Annotated in this window: 17 protein-coding genes; 13 read left to right on the forward strand and 4 right to left on the reverse strand. The window is 64.8% G+C overall.

Features of this window, described 5'->3' with window-relative positions; translation table 11 throughout:
* Positions 1–59 precede the first annotated feature (59 nt).
* From lepA to pdxJ, 7 genes are read left to right on the forward strand one after another with little or no spacing between them, the layout of a single operon-like run.
* Positions 60–1,865: a translation elongation factor 4 gene (lepA, locus tag ACEWQ0_RS10760; protein WP_476483551.1), complete on the forward strand. Its 1,806-nt coding sequence runs from the start codon at positions 60–62 to the stop codon at positions 1,863–1,865.
* A 4-nt stretch (positions 1,866–1,869) separates the two neighbouring features.
* The gene (gene lepB, locus ACEWQ0_RS10765; RefSeq protein ID WP_476483552.1) at positions 1,870–2,658 is read left to right on the forward strand and encodes a signal peptidase I; all 789 of its coding nucleotides are present in this window, start codon (positions 1,870–1,872) and stop codon (positions 2,656–2,658) included.
* A 45-nt stretch (positions 2,659–2,703) separates the two neighbouring features.
* Positions 2,704–3,063, forward strand: coding sequence for a DUF4845 domain-containing protein (locus ACEWQ0_RS10770; protein ID WP_476483553.1), 360 nt, complete (start codon positions 2,704–2,706; stop codon positions 3,061–3,063).
* Complete coding sequence (gene rnc, locus ACEWQ0_RS10775; protein ID WP_476485337.1) at positions 3,041–3,775, forward strand: ribonuclease III; 735 nt, start codon at positions 3,041–3,043, stop codon at positions 3,773–3,775. The genes ACEWQ0_RS10770 and rnc overlap by 23 nt, the downstream gene beginning before the upstream one ends.
* Before the next feature lie 7 nt (positions 3,776–3,782).
* The gene (era, locus tag ACEWQ0_RS10780) at positions 3,783–4,673 is read left to right on the forward strand and encodes a GTPase Era (RefSeq protein ID WP_476485338.1); all 891 of its coding nucleotides are present in this window, start codon (positions 3,783–3,785) and stop codon (positions 4,671–4,673) included.
* Positions 4,674–4,675: 2 nt separating this feature from the next.
* Positions 4,676–5,404: a DNA repair protein RecO gene (gene recO / locus ACEWQ0_RS10785; RefSeq protein WP_476485339.1), complete on the forward strand. Its 729-nt coding sequence runs from the start codon at positions 4,676–4,678 to the stop codon at positions 5,402–5,404.
* Positions 5,401–6,129, forward strand: coding sequence for a pyridoxine 5'-phosphate synthase (gene pdxJ / locus ACEWQ0_RS10790; RefSeq protein ID WP_476483557.1), 729 nt, complete (start codon positions 5,401–5,403; stop codon positions 6,127–6,129). Before recO ends, pdxJ begins: the two co-directional genes overlap by 4 nt.
* A 16-nt stretch (positions 6,130–6,145) precedes the next feature.
* Here the strand turns inward: pdxJ and ACEWQ0_RS10795 are convergent, their stop codons facing one another.
* Positions 6,146–6,913 carry a response regulator gene (locus tag ACEWQ0_RS10795; protein ID WP_476485340.1) on the reverse strand — a complete coding sequence of 256 codons (768 nt, stop codon included), beginning with the start codon at positions 6,911–6,913 and terminating at the stop codon, positions 6,146–6,148.
* On the opposite strand from ACEWQ0_RS10795, the gene ACEWQ0_RS10800 reads away from it, so the two are divergent.
* Positions 6,898–8,949 (forward strand): hypothetical protein, encoded by a 2,052-nt coding sequence (locus ACEWQ0_RS10800; RefSeq protein ID WP_476485341.1) that lies wholly within the window; start codon positions 6,898–6,900, stop codon positions 8,947–8,949. The genes ACEWQ0_RS10795 and ACEWQ0_RS10800 overlap by 16 nt on opposite strands.
* A gap of 33 nt (positions 8,950–8,982) precedes the next feature.
* Here ACEWQ0_RS10800 and ACEWQ0_RS10805 read toward each other — a convergent pair whose 3' ends face one another.
* Positions 8,983–9,813 carry a cytochrome C assembly family protein gene (locus ACEWQ0_RS10805; RefSeq protein WP_476483560.1) on the reverse strand — a complete coding sequence of 277 codons (831 nt, stop codon included), beginning with the start codon at positions 9,811–9,813 and terminating at the stop codon, positions 8,983–8,985.
* 68 nt (positions 9,814–9,881) lie between these two features.
* Here ACEWQ0_RS10805 and ffh point away from each other — a divergent pair, with 68 nt between their 5' ends.
* The 5 genes from ffh (at position 9,882) to rplS (ending at position 13,431) form a co-directional block, all read left to right on the forward strand.
* The gene (gene ffh / locus ACEWQ0_RS10810; RefSeq protein WP_476483561.1) at positions 9,882–11,252 is read left to right on the forward strand and encodes a signal recognition particle protein; all 1,371 of its coding nucleotides are present in this window, start codon (positions 9,882–9,884) and stop codon (positions 11,250–11,252) included.
* A 184-nt stretch (positions 11,253–11,436) separates the two neighbouring features.
* The gene (gene rpsP, locus ACEWQ0_RS10815; RefSeq protein ID WP_476483562.1) at positions 11,437–11,694 is read left to right on the forward strand and encodes a 30S ribosomal protein S16; all 258 of its coding nucleotides are present in this window, start codon (positions 11,437–11,439) and stop codon (positions 11,692–11,694) included.
* Positions 11,695–11,702: 8 nt separating this feature from the next.
* Positions 11,703–12,212, forward strand: a complete 510-nt coding sequence (gene rimM / locus ACEWQ0_RS10820) for a ribosome maturation factor RimM (protein WP_476485342.1) — start codon at positions 11,703–11,705, stop codon at positions 12,210–12,212.
* A 4-nt stretch (positions 12,213–12,216) separates the two neighbouring features.
* Positions 12,217–12,966 carry a tRNA (guanosine(37)-N1)-methyltransferase TrmD gene (trmD, locus tag ACEWQ0_RS10825; RefSeq protein WP_476483564.1) on the forward strand — a complete coding sequence of 250 codons (750 nt, stop codon included), beginning with the start codon at positions 12,217–12,219 and terminating at the stop codon, positions 12,964–12,966.
* Positions 12,967–13,056: 90 nt separating this feature from the next.
* A complete protein-coding gene (rplS, locus tag ACEWQ0_RS10830) occupies positions 13,057–13,431 on the forward strand; it encodes a 50S ribosomal protein L19 (RefSeq protein ID WP_476483565.1) in 375 nt (124 codons plus the stop codon).
* A 92-nt stretch (positions 13,432–13,523) separates the two neighbouring features.
* Here the strand turns inward: rplS and ACEWQ0_RS10835 are convergent, their stop codons facing one another.
* On the reverse strand, positions 13,524–14,003 hold the full coding sequence (locus ACEWQ0_RS10835; RefSeq protein ID WP_476483566.1) for a bactofilin family protein: 480 nt from the start codon (positions 14,001–14,003) through the stop codon (positions 13,524–13,526).
* Positions 13,904–14,860, reverse strand: a complete 957-nt coding sequence (locus ACEWQ0_RS10840) for a peptidoglycan DD-metalloendopeptidase family protein (protein ID WP_476483567.1) — start codon at positions 14,858–14,860, stop codon at positions 13,904–13,906. Before ACEWQ0_RS10840 ends, ACEWQ0_RS10835 begins: the two co-directional genes overlap by 100 nt.
* Positions 14,861–14,972 lie beyond the last annotated feature (112 nt).

Raw genomic sequence — 14,972 nt, forward strand, 5'->3', positions numbered from 1 at the left:
CCTCGCGATCGCCCCCGTGACTGGCGGGGGCGATCTGGTTCCACAGCGCTGAATCTTTCATGACCGACACTCGCCATATCCGCAACTTTTCGATCATCGCCCACGTCGACCACGGCAAGTCGACGCTGGCCGATCGTTTCATTCAGGCCTGTGAGGGCCTGAGCGAGCGGGAAATGGCGGAGCAGGTCCTCGATTCGATGGATCTCGAGCGCGAGCGCGGGATCACCATCAAGGCCCAGAGCGTGACGCTGGACTACCACGCCGACGACGGCGAGGTCTATCAGCTCAACTTCATCGATACGCCGGGCCACGTCGACTTTTCCTACGAAGTGTCGCGGTCTCTGGCCGCCTGCGAAGGCGCGTTGCTGGTCGTGGACGCAGCCCAGGGAGTCGAGGCCCAGAGCGTGGCCAACTGCTACACCGCCGTCGAGCAGGGCCTGGAAGTGATTCCGGTGATCAACAAGGTCGACCTGCCGGCGGCCGATCCCGAGCGCGTCAAGCACCAGATCGAGGACATCATCGGCATCGATGCCTCGGATGCGCTGATGGTCAGCGCCAAGACCGGCGTGGGCGTTCGTGAAATCCTGGAGGCTCTGGTCAAGCGGATCCCAGCGCCGGAGAACAAGGCCGATGCGCCACTCAAGGCCTTGATCATCGATTCCTGGTTCGACAATTATCTGGGAGTCAACTCGCTGGTGCGCATCAAGGAGGGGCGTCTGCGACGCGGCGAGAAGATCCGCGTGATGTCTTCGGGCGAAGAGCACCAGGCCGATCAGATCGGTATTTTCACGCCCAAGCGCCGCCCGGGCGAGTCTCTCGGTTGCGGCCAGGTCGGGTTCGTCGCCGCCGGCATCAAGGAAGTCAACGGTGCCCCGGTGGGCGATACCATCACCAGCGCGCGAAACCCGGCGGCAACGCCGCTGCCCGGCTTCAAGCCGCTCAAGCCGCGGGTTTTCGCCGGCATCTTTCCGATCGACGCCTCCGACTATCCGGATTTGCGCGAGGCGCTGGACAAGCTGCAGCTCAACGATTCGTCGCTGCAATTCGAGCCCGAAACCTCGATGGCTCTGGGTTTCGGCTTTCGCTGCGGTTTTCTGGGCATGCTGCACATGGAAATCGTCCAGGAACGCCTCGAACGCGAGTATGCGCTGGATCTGATCACCACTGCGCCGACGGTGATCTACGAGCTGGCAATGAATGACGATGAGCTCATCTATCTTGACAATCCGGCTGGCCTGCCTGCAGCCAACAAGATCGCCGAAATTCGCGAGCCGGTCATTCTTGCCAACATTCTGGTGCCGCAGGAGTATGTCGGCGGCGTTATCGGCTTGTGCGAAGAAAAGCGTGGCACGCAGCACGACATGCGTTTTCTCGGCGGCCAGGTACAGCTGACCTATGCGCTGCCGATGTCGGAAGTGGTCATGGACTTCTTTGACCGACTCAAGTCGGTCAGTCGCGGGTTCGCTTCCTTCGAATATGATTTTGCGCGTTATGAGGCCGGTCCCTTTGTGCGCCTTGATCTGCTCATCAACGGCGAAAAGGTCGATGCGCTGTCGACCATCGTGCATCAGGATCATGCCGAGCGCCGCGGCCGGGAACTGGCCGATCGCATGCGCGAGCTGATTCCGCGTCAGATGTTCGACGTTGCCATTCAGGCCGCGATTGGCGCCCACGTCATCGCCCGCTCGACAGTCAAGGCCTATCGCAAGAACGTGACCGCGAAATGCTACGGCGGCGATGTCAGCCGCAAGCGCAAGCTGCTGGAGAAGCAGAAGGCCGGCAAACGGCGGATGAAGTCGGTCGGCAAGATCGAGATTCCGCAGGAGGCTTTCCTGGCCGTACTGCGAACCGACCAGGAGAGCTGAAACGATGCATCTGGATTTCGCCCTGATTCTGACCGTGCTGACGCTGCTCACCGCCGTGTTCTGGCTGTTCGAGCGCTACTACTTCCGCCGCCGTCACGACAGCGACAAGGAGCCGGAAGGCGCCCACAAGACTGTCGAGGTGGTCGGTTCGCTGTTTCCGGTGCTGTTGCTGGTGCTGGTGTTCCGCTCCTTTCTGTTCGAGCCGTTCAAGATCCCTTCCGGCTCCATGATCCCGACGCTCTGGATCGGTGATTTCATTGCCGTCAACAAGTATGCCTACGGACTGCGCCTGCCGGTGATCAATAACAAGATCGTCGCCGTCGGCGAGCCCGAGCGTGGCGATGTCATTGTCTTTCGCTTTCCCGAGGACGAGCGGGTCAACTACATCAAACGCGTGATCGGGTTGCCCGGCGATACCGTCACCTATCGCAACAAGCAGCTCTATATCAATGGCGAGCCGATCGAGCAGGAGCCGGCCGGTCGCTGGGAAGGCGTGGGGCTCAATCGCAACCCGCCGGGCAGCGAGCCGATGAAGCGGCTGGAGTATCTGGAACAACAGCCGCACCCGATCGTGGTCTATCCGGGGCGGTCCAACCACCGGGTCGAGTCGGTGAAAGTGCCGGCAGGACATTATTTCGTCATGGGCGATAATCGTGATCAGTCGCTCGACAGTCGTGCCTGGGGCTTCGTGCCAGAAGAGAATCTGGTGGGCAAGGCCGTACGCATCTGGATGCACTGGGACTGCTCCCGGGGATGTGTCGACTTCGGCCGAATCGGTGATAGAATCGATTGAGCCTGTGGGGATTGAAATTCTGAGGGACCCGGGATAATGGAAACAATGCACAACCAGCGTGGACTGAGCCTGCTCGGCTTCATCTTCATTCTTGTTCTGGTGCTGTTCTTTACCTACATCGGCATCAAGCTGGTGCCGGTTTATCTGAACCACATGTCCCTGATGAGCGAGGTCAAGGCCGTGGCGTCCGAACCCGGTACCGCCAACCGCCCGCCGAGCGCAATTCAGCGCGATCTGGTTCGTCGGCTCAATATCAGCTATGTCGACTACGTCGAGCCGCAGCACATCACCATCGAGCGCGGCGATAAGCCGCAGCTGGTCGTGCAGTACGAAGTCGAGAAGCACCTCATGGGCAATATCGACGCCATCATTCGCTTCAATAGTGCCAAACCCCTGCAGAACTGAGCACCGCCGGCGGCTTCCGGGAATCGACTACCGGTTCCACGATGCCGGTTTGTTGGCGCAGGCGCTGACCCATCGCAGCTTTGGTCCGGGCCATTATGAGCGGCTGGAGTTTCTGGGCGACAGTCTGCTGAGCATGGTCATTGCCGAGCAGCTTTTCCACGCCCGGCCGCACGCTTCAGAGGGTGACCTCAGTCGTTTGCGCTCGCGCCTGGTGCGTGATGTGACGCTGGCGCAGCTCGCTCTTGAGCTGAGTCTGAACGACCATGTACGACTCGGCGGTGGTGAGCTCAAAAGCGGCGGCTTTCTTCGTCCTTCCATTCTCGCCGACATGATCGAGGCCATCATCGGGGCGGTTTATCTGGACGGAGGCTTTGATGCCGCCCGGCGGGTGATCGTCGAGTTGTTCGCTGAACGTCTGGCGGACTTGCCCGATGCCGACAGCCTGAAAGATCCCAAGACCCGGCTGCAGGAGTTGCTGCAGGGCCGTGGTCACGAACTGCCCGAGTACCGGGTGATATCCGAATCCGGTGCCGACCACGCCCGGCATTTCGAGGTGGAGTGCCGGGCCGGGTCGCTGGTCGATCCGGTGCGCGCCGGCGCCGGCGGCCGGCGCAAGGCAGAACAGGCAGCCGCCCGCTTGATGATCGAACAACTTGATACCCTGTTCGCAAGCGCTTCCGGCCGCAACGCCGGACCCGATACAGGTGAATGACAGCAGCATGAGTGCAACTCACAGCGGATATGTGGCCCTGCTGGGGCGCCCCAACGTCGGCAAGTCGACCCTGCTCAATGCGCTGGTGGGAGAGCGGGTGGCGATTGTCACGCACAAGCCGCAAACCACGCGCCACCGCATTACCGGGATTGTTACCGAAGAACGCGGGCAGGTGGTGTTCATGGACACGCCCGGGTTGCACCGGCGCCGCGATCACGCGCTCAATCGACGCCTGAATCGCATTGCGGCTGACACTCGTCTGGGGGTGGACCTGGCGATCATGCTCGTCGATGCCACGCGCTGGACCGAGGAAGACGATGTGGTGCTGGAGATGCTCGGGCAGCTCGAGCAGCCGCGTATTCTGGCCTTCAACAAGATCGACCTGCTCAAGGACCGTTCCCGCTTGCTGGAGCAGACCGCTGCGTTGAATGCCCGGGTCGAATTCGATGCGACTGTCTATATCTCGGCGGCCAAAAGCAAGGGGCTTGGCGACCTGCTCGACGAGGTGTTCCGACACCTGCCCGAAGGCGAACCGGTTTTTGAGTCCGGCATGTTTACCGACAAGTCCGAACGCTTTCTCGCCGCGGAGCTGATTCGCGAACAGCTGATGCTGCAGCTGCACCAGGAGATACCCTACGGCATCACCGTGATGATCGAACGCTTTGATCGCGGGCCCGGCCGTGTCGAGATCGATGCCTTGATCCTGGTAGCCAGTAACCGGCACAAGGGGATGGTGATCGGGCGGGGCGGTGAGGTGCTCAAGCGCGTGGGAACGCGCGCGCGGCTGGCCATAGCCGAATTGTTCGATGAGCGGATTCATCTCGAGCTCCACGTAAAGACCCGGTCGGACTGGATGGACGACGAGGCCGCGCTCGAGGAGCTGGGCTACAGGCGCTGAACATGGCGCGGGTGGAGCAGTGTCCCGGCTGGGTCATCCATCGTCGGCCCTGGCGGGAGTCCAGCCTTCTGATAGAGCTCTTCACTCGCGACTACGGGCGCGTCGGGCTGGTGGCCAAAGGGGCGCGCGGAGCGCGCTCGCCCTGGCGCGGCCTGGCCGAGCCTTTCGTCCCGCTGGTCGCTTCCTGGTCACGCCGGGGCGAGCTGGGCACGCTGACACAGCTGGAAACGGCCGGCTCCCGCTGCGCACTGACCGGTCGCGCGCTGTGGTGCGGTCTCTATGTCAATGAACTCCTTTTGCGCCTGCTCGAGCGTGATGATCCCCACCCCCGGGCGTTCGATGCCTGCGCCGGAGTGTTTCAGGCGCTGGCCAGCGGCAGCGAAACACAGTCGCTGCTGCTGCGCCGGTTCGAAATCACGCTGCTCACCGATATGGGGGTGGCGCCGGAGTTCGGCCTTGATGCAGCCAGTGGTCAGGCCGTCGTCGCCGGGCAGCTGTATCATCTGCAGCCTGAGGTCGGTTTCGTGGCCGTTGGTCGGCCGGGAGCCGATGTGTTTCGCGGTGAAGCAATTCTTGCGCTCAAAGCCGGCTGGACAGACGATCGCGATACCGCACGCGCCATGCGCGAGCTGATGCGGCGCTTGATCGACCACCAACTCGACGGTCGCCAGCTCAATTCGCGCCGGCTGCTGGCGGGTGCAAGGGGTTTGAATACAGGAGAGAAAACATGAGTGGACCCATGCTGGGTGTCAACATCGACCACGTCGCCACCCTGCGCCAGGCACGGCGCGGTCATTATCCTTCGGTCATCCAGGCGGCACTGGTGGCGGAACAGGCCGGCGCCGATGCGATCACGATTCACCTGCGCGAGGATCGCCGGCATATTCAGGATGAGGACGTGCGGCTGCTTGCGGCCACCATCGGCACACGCATGAACCTGGAGCTGGCGGTGACCGAAGAAATGCTGGCCCTCGCCGAGGAGATCAGGCCGAGCGATGTCTGCCTGGTGCCCGAGCGTCGCGAAGAACTGACGACCGAAGGTGGCCTGGATGTGGCTGCCGGCCGCGAGCGTATCGCCGCGGCCTGTCAACGCTTGACTGCTGCCGGCGTGCGCGTGAGTTTGTTCATCGGCCCTGAACCGGAACAGCTCGAGCTGGCCGCGGCCGTCGGGGCCCCGGTGGTTGAAGTGCATACCGGCGTCTACGCCGAGGCGCGGGGCCAAGACGTGGCCACGGAGCTGGCTCGCCTGCGCGAGGCCGTGGCCGTGGGCAATCGCCTTGGGCTCGTGGTCAATGCCGGGCACGGGCTGGATTATCACAACATCCGGCCGGTGGCGGCGATGGAAGGCATTGCCGAATTCAACATCGGCTATGCGATTGTCTCGCGGGCGATATTTACCGGGCTGGAAAGCGCGGTGCGTGAAATGCGCGCGCTGATCGGCGGCGCGGCCGCCTGAGCCCCCCCCGACCGGCTCAGAGGTGGCGCAGTGAGCGCCGGGTGGCGTGCGCGATCCGCAGAAAGCTCAGATAGGAGGTGCCCGGCGAGCTGTCACGGTCGGAGCGCAGCCGCTGGCGCAGCATCTCGCAGGCCTGGGTCATGCGGATGGCCCCGGCATAGCCGCTGGCGCCAACCCACTGGTGGAGCAGGTCAGCGACTTCGGTGTAGCGTCGATCGGCCATCAGCCGATCAAGCTCCGGCAGTTTCTCGTCGAGTTCGCTCGAGAGCATGTCCTGCAGTCGCGCGGCCAGTTCGGCATCGCCATTGGCTGCTGCCAGGGCGCGGCTGCGGTCGATCAGCTGGGTCGGGGCGGCGGGCCTTGCCTGTGTCTGGCGCGGCGCTTCCGGGTTGAACAGCGCGTCCAGGGCAGCCAGCAGATCGGCAATGCTGATCGGTTTGTTCAGGTAATCATCGAAACCGGCCTCGAGCAGCCGGATGCGCTCCTCGGGGCGTGCATCAGCGGTGAGCGCCACCATTCGGGCGCGGGCCGAGCGCGACTCGAGATCGCGTATCCTGTTGGCCGTGGCCAGTCCGTCCATGCGGGGCATGTGCAGATCCATGAGAATGACGTCGAAATCCTCACGTTCGCACAGTTCGATGGCACCCTCGCCGTCTCCGGCCAGGCAAACCCGGGCTGCTACCCGGCTCAGGCCGGTGCCGAGAAACTCCCGGTTGATGCGGTGGTCATCGACGACCAGCACGCTGAGCCGCTCGACCGCGTAGCGTGATGTTTTTGCGCTCATGGCTTGCATCTTACCCGAGGGCCGCGGCGGGCAAAACCGTTCTGGCACTGGCCGGCCTGCTGCTCGGAGCGGTCGCCATCGGCGCTGAGGATCCGGCTGACAGCCGGTTGACGGTCGAGTCGGGGCCGGGTCGGGCCGGCGCTTTGCAATGGCAATCGCTTGATCTGGAGCTCCAGCCCGGAAAGGCCGGGGCTGCGGCCGGGGCGTGGTCGCTGCGGGTCGCCGGCGTCGATGCCGCCGGGGTTCGTGGCACGCTGCGCGTGGACTGCAGCGAGGGCCGGCTGAGCGCGGGCTATCCACGCTGTGCCCGGGGCGAGTTCGAATGGCGCGGAGCCGATGACCGCCCGGTGCTCAGCGGGCGCCTGCGACCGCCGCCGAACGGACATGGCCTGGGCTTCGAGCTTGCCGGAGGTGGCCTGTTCGCACAGCTCGAGTGGCCGTCGTCTGACCAGCCGGAGCTGCGGCTGGCGTTGCAGGCGAATGGTTTCGATCTTGCCGCCGTGCCCGCGCAGTTCATCGAGCCGCTGGGCTTGAGCGTGCTGGAGGGCAGGGCCAACGGGGAGTTGCATTTCGAGCAGGGCCGCCTGGAGCTCGATCTGAAGCTGGCCGGCGTAGGCTTTGATCGTCAGGACGGACGCGTGGCCGGGGCCGATCTGGGCCTGTCGCTGCGCGCTGCCGTCGCTGGGTTCGGGGCCGACTCGGCGCTGCGGTTTTCCGGCCGCATTGCGCAGCACGCCGGCGAGCTGTTGATCGGGCCGGTCTATCTGCCACCGCCCGAGCAGCCGCTTGAACTGCAGCTGGCGGGCTCCGGCCTCACGGACAGTGCGCTGACGCTGGATACCCTGACGTTTCGCGACGGCGAGCTGCTCGAGGCCGATGCTTCGCTCGTGTTGATTCGCCAGCCCGATGGCTGGCGCCTGCAGCAGGCCGATATCGAGCGCGTCGAACTGCAGCTGCCCGGCGCCTGGCAGCGCTGGGCCGAGGGACTGGCTTCAGCGCGCGGGCTGGGCGGACTGGAAACGGTGGGTGAGATCACCGGCTCCGCCCGCTGGCAGGAGGGTGGCCTGAATTCGCTGGCGCTATCGTTCGACGGCGTGAGCGTGGAAGATCCCTCGGAACGCTTCGCCCTGAGGTCCCTCGACGGGCATCTGCGGCGGCTCCCCGGGCAGTTCGAAGCCGAATTGTCCTGGCAGGGGCTGGGGCTCTACCGGCTGGCTTTCGGCGCATCGAGCCTGCAGCTTGTGGGCCAGCCACAAGACTGGCGTCTGGCCCGACCGCTGCGCCTGCCTCTGCTCGACGGGGCGCTGGTGTTCGACCGGCTTGAAATGACCTCAGCGGATCGTGAGCTGCCCTCGCTATCGCTGGATGCACGCATCGAACCGCTTGACCTGACGCCTCTGACGCGCATGCTGGGCCTTCCCGAGTTCGGCGGCGAGCTGTCCGGCGCTTTCCCGGGGGTCGAGCTGGAGGGCGAACGCATTACGTTTTCCGGCGGCATCGACGTGCAGGCGTTTTCCGGCGCCATTCGGCTGGAAGAACTGGTCATCGAGCGGCCTTTCGGGTCCTTGCCGGCCCTGGCCGCCCAGGTTGACATCGAGCGGCTTGACCTCGCCGAGGTGACCGGTGCGTTCAACTTTGGTCACATGGGGGGCAGGGTGTCGGGCTGGATGCGTGACCTTCGGCTGCTCGACTGGCGCCCGGTAGCGATGGACGCCCGACTCTATACTCACGAGGACGTGCCCGGCCGACGCATCAGCCAGCGCGCGGTCGAAAACCTCTCGCGGCTGGGCGGCGGCGCGGCCGCTCTGGGCGCGACGCTGTTGAGAATGTTCGAGGAGTTTCCCTACCGCCGCGCCGGCCTGGCCTGCCGCCTGGATCGCAATATCTGCCACATCGACGGCGTCGCCCCGCACGAGTCGGGCGGCTTCTACATTGTCGAGGGGCGCGGCCTGCCGCATCTGGATGTGGTCGGGCATCGGCGGCTGATCGACTGGCCGCGGCTCGTTGCCCAGCTGGTGGCGATAACGGAGGGATGAGCCGCAGCGGGTGCGCGCGTCACCGCTGCCGCGTCAGGAGCCGGTCGTTATCTGCCAGCTGCGATCGAGCACGACTTCCAGCACCAGCTTGCTGCCAAAATAGCCCAGCGCGAGAATGGCCATGGCCGTCAGGGTCCAGCGCACCGCCCGGCGACCGCGCCAGCCCAGACGCCACCTCCCCAGCAGGAGCAGACCGAACAGCAGCCACGACAGGATGGACAGCCCGGTCTTGTGTGCCAGGTGCTGGGCAAAAAGGTGGTCGACGAAGACCAGTCCCGAAGCCAGGCTCAGCGTGAGCAGCAGCCAGCCGGCCAGAATCAGGCGGAACATGATGGTCTCGATCACCGTCAGCGGCGGCAGAAACTCGAGCCGGCGAACCAGCCTGGGGTGGCGCAGGCCGTAATCCTGCGCGGCGAGCATCAACGCATTGATGGCGGCGATGCTGAGCAGGCTGTAGGCCAGCAGGGAGCTGACGATATGCAGTCGGGCAGCTGCCGTGATCCGGCCGAGTATCAGCGGATCCATCGGCACCAGCCACTGCAGCGCTACGCACAGCGCGGCGCCCGGGGCGGCAATGATACAGGCTTCGATCGCCCGTGGACGGGCCGCCGCGGCTGCCACCAGGCTGGCCATGATCAGCGCTGCGGCCAGCGAGAGCATGTTGACGAAGTTGGCGTCGCGGCCGGCCGGGCTGTCGATGGCGTATGCCAGCGACAGGATATGCAGCAGCACCCCGAGTGCGGACAGAATCATCCCCAGATGCCGCAGGCGGCGGCGATCGAATGCCTCGGTCAGCACCAGGTCAGCGGCGCCGGCCAGGTAGAACACAATCGGCAGCAGGTGGATCAGGGCGTTGTTGTCCAAGGATGTTCGACTGAAATGGACTCCACCCCAGTATAATGTGTCCATGACCACTCGTAATAAGCATTCTGATGTTTGATCAGCTCAGTAAAAGACTATCCGGTTCTCTGGAGCGGCTGAGAAGCCGCGGCCGTCTGACCGAGGACAATATCCGTGAGTCTCTGCGCGAAGTGCGCGTTGCTCTGCTCGAGGCCGACGTGGCGCTGCCCGTGGTCAAGGACTTCATCGCCCGGATCAACGCGCGTGCGGTCGGGCAGGAGGTCACCCGAAGCCTGAAACCCGGGCAGGCCCTGATCAAGGTCGTTCACGAGGAGCTCAAGCACGTGCTCGGCGACGAGCAGGCGCCGCTGGCCCTGGATCGCCAGGCGCCGGTGGTGATTCTGCTGGCGGGCCTGCAGGGCGCGGGCAAGACCACCACCGCCGGCAAGCTGGCAAAGCTCATCCAGGAGCGCGAGAAGAAAAAGGTCATGCTGGCCAGCTGCGATGTCTATCGCCCGGCCGCCATCGACCAGCTCGAAACCCTGGCCGGGCAGGTGGAGGCGGGGTTCTTCCGTGCGGACGAGAACGCAGATCCGGTGCGCATTGCCGAAGATGCGATCGGCCAGGCGCGCCGGCAGTTTGCCGATGTGCTGATCCTGGACACGGCCGGCCGGCTGGCCGTCGACGAGGCGATGATGGACGAGATTCGGCGGCTGCACGCCGCCGTCGATCCGGCCGAGGTGCTGTTCGTGGTCGACGCCATGACCGGTCAGGACGCCGCCAATACTGCCAGGGCCTTCCACGAAGCCCTGCCGCTCAGTGGCGTGGTGTTGACCAAGACCGATGGTGATGCGCGCGGCGGTGCAGCGCTCTCGGTGCGCCACATCACCGGCGCGCCGATCAAGTTTCTCGGCACCGGCGAGAAGGTCGACGGCCTCGAGCCCTTTCACCCGGACCGCCTGGCTTCGCGCATCCTCGGCATGGGCGACGTGCTCAGCCTGGTCGAGGAAGTCGAGCGCAAGGTCGATCAGAAACAGGCCCGAAAACTGGCCGGCAAGGTCGGCAAGGGCAGCCGCCGTTTCGGGCTCGACGACTTCCGCGACCAGTTGTTGCAGATGGACAAGCTCGGCGGCATGGGCGCGCTGATGGACAAGTTGCCGGGCATGGGCAACCTGCCCGAAGCAGTCAAGTCGCAGGTCGACGATCGCCAGACCCGGCGCATGATTGCCATCGTCAATTCGATGACGCCCAGGGAACGGCGTTACCCCGATACCATTCGCGGGTCGCACAAGCGCCGTATCGCCGCGGGCTCGGGGCAGCAGATACAAGATGTCAATCGCGTGCTCAAGCAGCACAAGCAGATGCAGAAGATGATGCGCAAGGTCGGCAGCAAGGGCGCAATGGCAAAAATGATGAAGCGCCTGCCCGGCGGCATGCCCGGCGGGGGTGGTCGGCCGTTCTGATTGCGGCCGGCCGGCGCCAGCGAGCCGGCCTCGGGCGCAGCCCGAGTCCGCGGGCGCGTCGGGTTTTTGCGGCACACCAGCTCTTCCCATAGCCGGTGTAATCCGCTAGAATTGTGGGTTTGCCGAATTCAGCAATTGCAAGCGTCGGGTCCGGAAGCGGGCCCGGCGACACCCAGGAGAGAAGATGGTCAAGATTCGCATGAGCCGGGGCGGTGCCAAGAAGCAGCCCTTTTACCACATTGTCGTCACCGACAGCCGCAAGGCGCGTGACGGTCGCAATATCGAACGCCTCGGGTTCTTCAATCCGGTTGCACGCGGTCAGGACGAGCGCCTGCGCGTTGATCTGGAGCGCGTCGACTACTGGCTGGGCCACGGCGCCCAGATCTCCGAACGGGTTCGCGACCTGGCCAACGAAGCGCGTCGGGCCCAGTCGGCGGCCTGAGTCGGATGGTGGACGAATCGGTCGTCGTCGGCCGATTCAACGGCCCCTGGGGGGTTCGTGGCTGGGTCAAGGTATGGTCCGACACTCGGCCGCCAACCGCCATTTTCGACTATCAGCCGTGGCGCTGCGGCGAGCACGGCGACTCCCTCCGGATTGATCGCTGGCAGCAGTCGGGCCCCCGCCTGGTGGTCAAGCTGCACGGCATCGATACCCCGCAACAGGCAGCAGCGCTTGGGCGACAGGTCATTCGGGTGGCGCGCACTGCGCTGCCCGAGCCGGCGCCCGGCGAATATTACTGGCATGACCTGATTGGCCTTGAAGTGGTCAACCTTCAGGGGCACCGCTATGGCCGGGTGGCAGCGATGCGGGAAACCGGCGCACACGACGTGCTCGAGATCAGCAGTCAGGGCGACACCGTCCTGATTCCCTTCGTGGTCGACCAGTTCGTGCGCTCGGTGGACCTGACCGCCGGCCGGATCACGGTCGACTGGCCGCTGGAGTGGGCCGAGCCGGTTTGATGCCATGCTTTCGCGCGTCGACGTCATCACGCTTTTCCCTGACTGGATCCACAGCCTGCGCCAGCTTGGCCTGACCGGGCGGGCGCTGGCCGACGGCCGCATCGACCTGCACTGCTGGAACCCGCGCGACTATGCCCTCGGCGTGCACAAGAGCGTCGACGATCGTCCCTATGGCGGTGGTCCCGGCATGGTGATGCGCCCCGAGCCGCTGGCGCAGGCCATCGAGGCGGCGCAGGCTGAGGGGGCGCCTGCGCGCGTCGGCTGTCTCACGCCGCAGGGGCGGCGCCTCGACCAGCAGGCGGCGCGCGAGCTGGCCGGCCGCGAGCGCCTGATTCTGGTGTGTGGCCGCTATGAGGGAATCGACGAGCGGGTGATGCAGAGGCTGGTCGATGAGGAATGGTCGGTCGGCGATTTTGTTCTCTCCGGCGGCGAGCCGGCAGCGGCCGTCATGATCGATGCCGTCGTGCGTTTGCTGCCGGGCGTGCTGGGCCATGAACTGTCGGCCGAGCAGGACTCGTTTTCAGATGGGCTGCTCGATTGTCCGCACTACACCCGCCCGGAGTCCTGGCGCGGACTGGACGTGCCGTCGGTGCTGCTCAGCGGCGATCACGCCCGGATCGAGCGCTGGCGACGGGCGCGAGCCATCGAACGCACCCGGCAGCGGCGGCCGGATCTGCTGGAGGCGGCCGAGCTCGACGACACCGATCGGGCGGTGTTGGAAGAATTTTCCGCGCTCGAGCGAGACAAGCGCTGAAAAACCGGTTAGAATACTCGGCTTGTCTGCCCCGGTGCGGGGCAAAAGAAATGCGCTCTTAGTCAACGCGCCAATCGGGAATCAGCAGTCATGAGCAATATCATCGACGAAATCAACAAAGAACAGACTGAACGCGAACTGCCGCCTTTTGCCGCTGGCGACACGCTGGTGGTGAATCTGTGGGTTCGTGAGGGCGAGCGGCAGCGCCTGCAGGCTTTCGAGGGCGTGTGCATTGCCAAGCGCAACCGCGGCGTCAACTCGGCCTTTACCGTTCGCAAGGTGTCCTACGGCACTGGTGTCGAGCGGGTGTTCCAGACCTACAGCCCGCTGATCGAGTCGATTCAGGTCAAGCGCAAGGGCAAGGTGCGTCGCGCCAAGCTGTTCTATCTGCGTGAGCTGGAAGGCAAGGCCGCCAGAATCAAGGAAAAGCTCTCGGGGGCCGCGCGCAACCGCGCCAGCGCCTGAATCCGGCCAGAACCTCGAGCAACCAAAGGGCCGACCATTGTGTCGGCCCTTTTGCTGTGCGTTCAAAGGCGGCAGGCGATGCGTATCGGCTGTCAGCCCGTGCCGGCCCTGACCTTGCCGTCTCTTTCCTTGTCGCTGCGCTTGCCGGCAGCCGCCGGCGGTTGATCGTCCCTGTCTGCAGGCTGGCCGGGCGCCTCGCCCCCGTGGAGGTCGTCTTCGCGGATGATGCGGCTGTTGCCGTTGAAGCGGGCGCCGGGCTCGATGACCAGTTCGGCGACGGTGAGGTCGCCAGTGACCCGGCCGCCGGCCACGATTTCAAGGCGTTTGGCGCTGATGTTGCCCTCGAAGCCGCCGCAGATCACGACGTGTCGCGCCTGCAGTTCTCCCTCGATGCTGCCCGTTTGCCCGATGGCGACTTCCGCCTCGGAACAAATCGTGCCCTCGATTCGACCGTCAACGTGAAGGTTGTCGCTCAGGGCAAGGTCGCCGACAAATTTTGAACCGGCGGCAATGAGGGTCGATTCGGCGTGTTGGCTGCTGCCGTTCGCACGACCTCGCTTAATGATTCCCATTGAACGCGATCCTCTTCGCTGAACAGTATGTCGTACTCCTCCAGCGACCAGCGCAGGAAGGGCGAGGGGTCGAGGCGGCGCTGCAGATAACGCACCTCGTAATGCAGATGTGGTGCGGCCGATTGCCCGGTATTGCCCGAATAACCCAGCAGGTCCCCGCGCTTGACGTAGCTTCCCGAATCGATCTCGATGGCGTCAAGATGGCCATAGATGGTCGAAAAGCCGTAGTTGTGAATGAGTTTGACCATCTTGCCCAGGCCGGAGTCGGGGTGCATGGCGGCCCATTCGACCACACCGTCGGCGGTGGCATACACCGGCGTACCGCGTCTGGCGCGCAGATCGACGCCGCCATGCAGGGCTTTGCTGCCGCGGATGGGATGGTGGCGCATGCCGTAATTGCTGGTTACAAGTTCCGATGTCACCGGGTAGCCGCTGGGTATCGAGCGCAGCATCAGGCGCTTTTCCAGGGCCGTCTGCGCGGCGCTGTCGAGGCGCTGCGCCAGCGGGCGTTCAGCGGCGGGCTCGAGGCCGATCAGGGTTTCGATACGTTGCACTTCGCTGCCCAGGGCCGCCAGTTCGCTGCGGCGCTGATGGACTTCGTGTTCGAGGCTGCGTCGCTGCCTGGCCAGCTGCTGCTTGTCGGCGCGAACGGCCGCTTTTTCGGCAGCCAGCTCGGAGACCTCGCTGTTGAGCGCGCCGACTCGGCTCGACAGCAACACAAGGCCGGCGGCGCCGGCGACCATGACCACCGCCAGGCTGACGGCGGCGCCGGCAATCACCCGCCGTACCAGCTGGTCGAAAGTGAAGTGGCGCGAGCCGCGATAGTCGGTAATGGTGACGTGGTAGCGTTGCCGCATTTGCAGGATTGAAATCGTGTTGTTGTTGGTGGCCCGCGTGGATCTGCGGGCGGGACCGGCCGGAGTTCGGGGCGCCAATTATGCGAGTCCCGGGCGACGGTTGCAAACGCGC

The organism is Wenzhouxiangella sp. YN9, assembly GCF_056324165.1.

What these genes read in the sequence shown, in the direction of transcription:
- recO (WP_476485339.1), top strand. Translation starts at nt 4,676, where the DNA reads ATGGCGCGGGTGGAGCAGTGTCCCGGCTGGGTCATCCATCGTCGGCCC.
- era (WP_476485338.1), top strand. Translation starts at nt 3,783, where the DNA reads ATGAGTGCAACTCACAGCGGATATGTGGCCCTGCTGGGGCGCCCCAAC.
- trmD (WP_476483564.1), top strand. Translation starts at nt 12,217, where the DNA reads ATGCTTTCGCGCGTCGACGTCATCACGCTTTTCCCTGACTGGATCCAC.
- ACEWQ0_RS10770 (WP_476483553.1), top strand. Translation starts at nt 2,704, where the DNA reads ATGCACAACCAGCGTGGACTGAGCCTGCTCGGCTTCATCTTCATTCTT.
- lepA (WP_476483551.1), top strand. Translation starts at nt 60, where the DNA reads ATGACCGACACTCGCCATATCCGCAACTTTTCGATCATCGCCCACGTC.
- ACEWQ0_RS10800 (WP_476485341.1), top strand. Translation starts at nt 6,898, where the DNA reads ATGTTTTTGCGCTCATGGCTTGCATCTTACCCGAGGGCCGCGGCGGGC.
- rplS (WP_476483565.1), top strand. Translation starts at nt 13,057, where the DNA reads ATGAGCAATATCATCGACGAAATCAACAAAGAACAGACTGAACGCGAA.
- pdxJ (WP_476483557.1), top strand. Translation starts at nt 5,401, where the DNA reads ATGAGTGGACCCATGCTGGGTGTCAACATCGACCACGTCGCCACCCTG.
- lepB (WP_476483552.1), top strand. Translation starts at nt 1,870, where the DNA reads ATGCATCTGGATTTCGCCCTGATTCTGACCGTGCTGACGCTGCTCACC.
- ACEWQ0_RS10835 (WP_476483566.1), bottom strand. Translation starts at nt 14,003, where the DNA reads ATGGGAATCATTAAGCGAGGTCGTGCGAACGGCAGCAGCCAACACGCC.
- ffh (WP_476483561.1), top strand. Translation starts at nt 9,882, where the DNA reads ATGTTTGATCAGCTCAGTAAAAGACTATCCGGTTCTCTGGAGCGGCTG.
- ACEWQ0_RS10840 (WP_476483567.1), bottom strand. Translation starts at nt 14,860, where the DNA reads ATGCGGCAACGCTACCACGTCACCATTACCGACTATCGCGGCTCGCGC.
- ACEWQ0_RS10795 (WP_476485340.1), bottom strand. Translation starts at nt 6,913, where the DNA reads ATGAGCGCAAAAACATCACGCTACGCGGTCGAGCGGCTCAGCGTGCTG.
- rpsP (WP_476483562.1), top strand. Translation starts at nt 11,437, where the DNA reads ATGGTCAAGATTCGCATGAGCCGGGGCGGTGCCAAGAAGCAGCCCTTT.